The organism is Kitasatospora sp. NPDC091257, from assembly GCF_044757675.1.
GTDB lineage: Bacteria > Actinomycetota > Actinomycetes > Streptomycetales > Streptomycetaceae > Kitasatospora > Kitasatospora lactacystinica.
Window position 1 is genome coordinate 1 of sequence record NZ_JBIVVI010001587.1, and the last position, 1,680, is coordinate 1,680.

A 1,680-nucleotide genomic window follows, 5' to 3' on the forward strand; every position below is an offset into this window, starting at 1 on the left:
GTCGTTGAAGGTGTACCGGGCGAGCATCACCACGACCACGATCAGCACGCCGTAGCAGAACCGGCCCGGGGCGGAATCCGGAAGCGGACCGATTACGCCGGAGCGGTGTACGGCTCGATGCTCGCCGCCTCCGTGATCGCGGCCTCCAGCCTCACCGAACCGCACCCCCGGCTGTCGCTCATCCTGCTGCTGGTGATCACCGGGATCGTGTTCTGGATCGCGCACGTCTACGCGCTGGTGGCGGGGGAGCGCGAGGCCGGCCACCAGGTCACCTGGAGCCAGGTGCGCGAGGTCGGCCGGCACGAGTGGCCGCTGGTCGAGGCGTCGGCGCTGCCCGCCCTGGCGGTGCTGGTCAGCCCGTGGCTGGGGGCGGGGGAGAACGCCTGGCTCGCCCTCGGTGTCGCCGTGGCGCAGCAGGTGGCCTGGGCGACGCTGGGCGCCCGCCGGGCGGGCGCCTCGTCGGGCCAGATCCTCGCCGAGGGGGTGGTCAACCTGCTCCTGGGCCTGGTCATCGTGGCGGCCAAGGTCGCCGTCGGGCACTGAATCACCCGCGGCGGGTGAGGCCGCCGCCGTGCCGACCGTGTTCAGCGCCGTGCCGACGGTGCTCAGTACCGTGCCGGCGGTGTCAGCCGGCCAGGAGCCGCTGCTTCTGCGTGGCGAACTCCTCCTCGGTGAGGACTCCCTGGTCCTTCAGCTGCGCCAACTGCTGCAGCTGGGAGATCTTCGCGTCCACCCCCGTCGGGGCGGGTGCGGCGGGTGCGGCGGGAGCGGGCGGCGGGGGCGGCGGTGCTGGTTCGGCCGCCACCTCCTGTTGCGCCCAACGGCCCGCCTGGCGACGGGACACCCGGTTGGACACGGCGGTCGCCGTTCCGGCGACGACGGCGGTGCGCGCGACACCGCGCAGCAGTCCAGGCATGACGCGTACTCCTCTCGGTGGCTTCAGGTCTCGGCGACTTCGCGTCCCGGTGGCTTCAGGTCCCGGGGCTTCACGCGGTGGCGGACGGCCCGGAGGCGGAGCCGCCCGGCGCGTCCGTCGGTTCGTTCCCGCCGGCACCGTCCAGCTCGTCCAGGGAGCGCAGCAGCTCGGGCATCGGCACCCGGCCACTGGCGACCAGCCGGGCACCGCCCCGGCGCAGGGCCGTGGCGAACGGGGCGGCCCAGGTGTTCTCGTAGATGAGCACACCGGCCGAGTTGCCGGGCTCGATGACCCCGGCGGCCTCGCTCAGGTCGCCGGCGTCGAGCAGGCCCGACCCGGCGCCCTCGAAGACGGCCAGGTCCAGTCGGCCGTCGCCGTCGAAATCGGCGATCTCCATGCCCGTGACGGTGCCGTCGGCGTCCTTGCGCACGAACGCGAAGTCCAGGATGCGGATCACATTCCGGTCCACCAGGTCGACCAGCAGCGGGAGTGCTTCCCCGGTCATCCGGTTGCCGGGGAACTCGACCACCACGTAGTCGATGGGCCCGGTCTCGGCGAGGACGTCCTCGGCCATGGCGGTGCTCCTTTCGGGGGAGTCCCTCGCCCGTCCCGGCGGGCCGGGCGCTGATACCGACCGTACGGGCCGCCGACGCGCCGGCGGATCACCTGCCCGGGGTGAGGCGGCGGCCCGGTGCCGGGCACGTCCCGGACCGGGCGGAGGGCGGGCGGCCGGGTCGCGCCCCTCGTCCGGGTGGCCCAGCCCG

General features: G+C 74.2%; 3 protein-coding genes. 1 reads left to right on the forward strand and 2 read right to left on the reverse strand.

All coding sequences use genetic code 11. The features are described 5' to 3' along the window. On the forward strand, positions 1-543 hold a 543-nt coding region (locus tag ACIQOV_RS40520), incomplete at its 5' end, for a hypothetical protein (RefSeq protein WP_401056024.1). Between the two features lie 82 nt (positions 544-625). Here ACIQOV_RS40520 and ACIQOV_RS40525 read toward each other — a convergent pair. Continuing rightward, positions 626-916, reverse strand: coding sequence for an SHOCT domain-containing protein (locus tag ACIQOV_RS40525; protein ID WP_401056026.1), 291 nt, complete (start codon positions 914-916; stop codon positions 626-628). Between the two features lie 70 nt (positions 917-986). After that, positions 987-1,490, reverse strand: coding sequence for a DUF6325 family protein (locus tag ACIQOV_RS40530; RefSeq protein WP_401056028.1), 504 nt, complete (start codon positions 1,488-1,490; stop codon positions 987-989). Between the last annotated feature and the right edge of the window lie 190 nt (positions 1,491-1,680).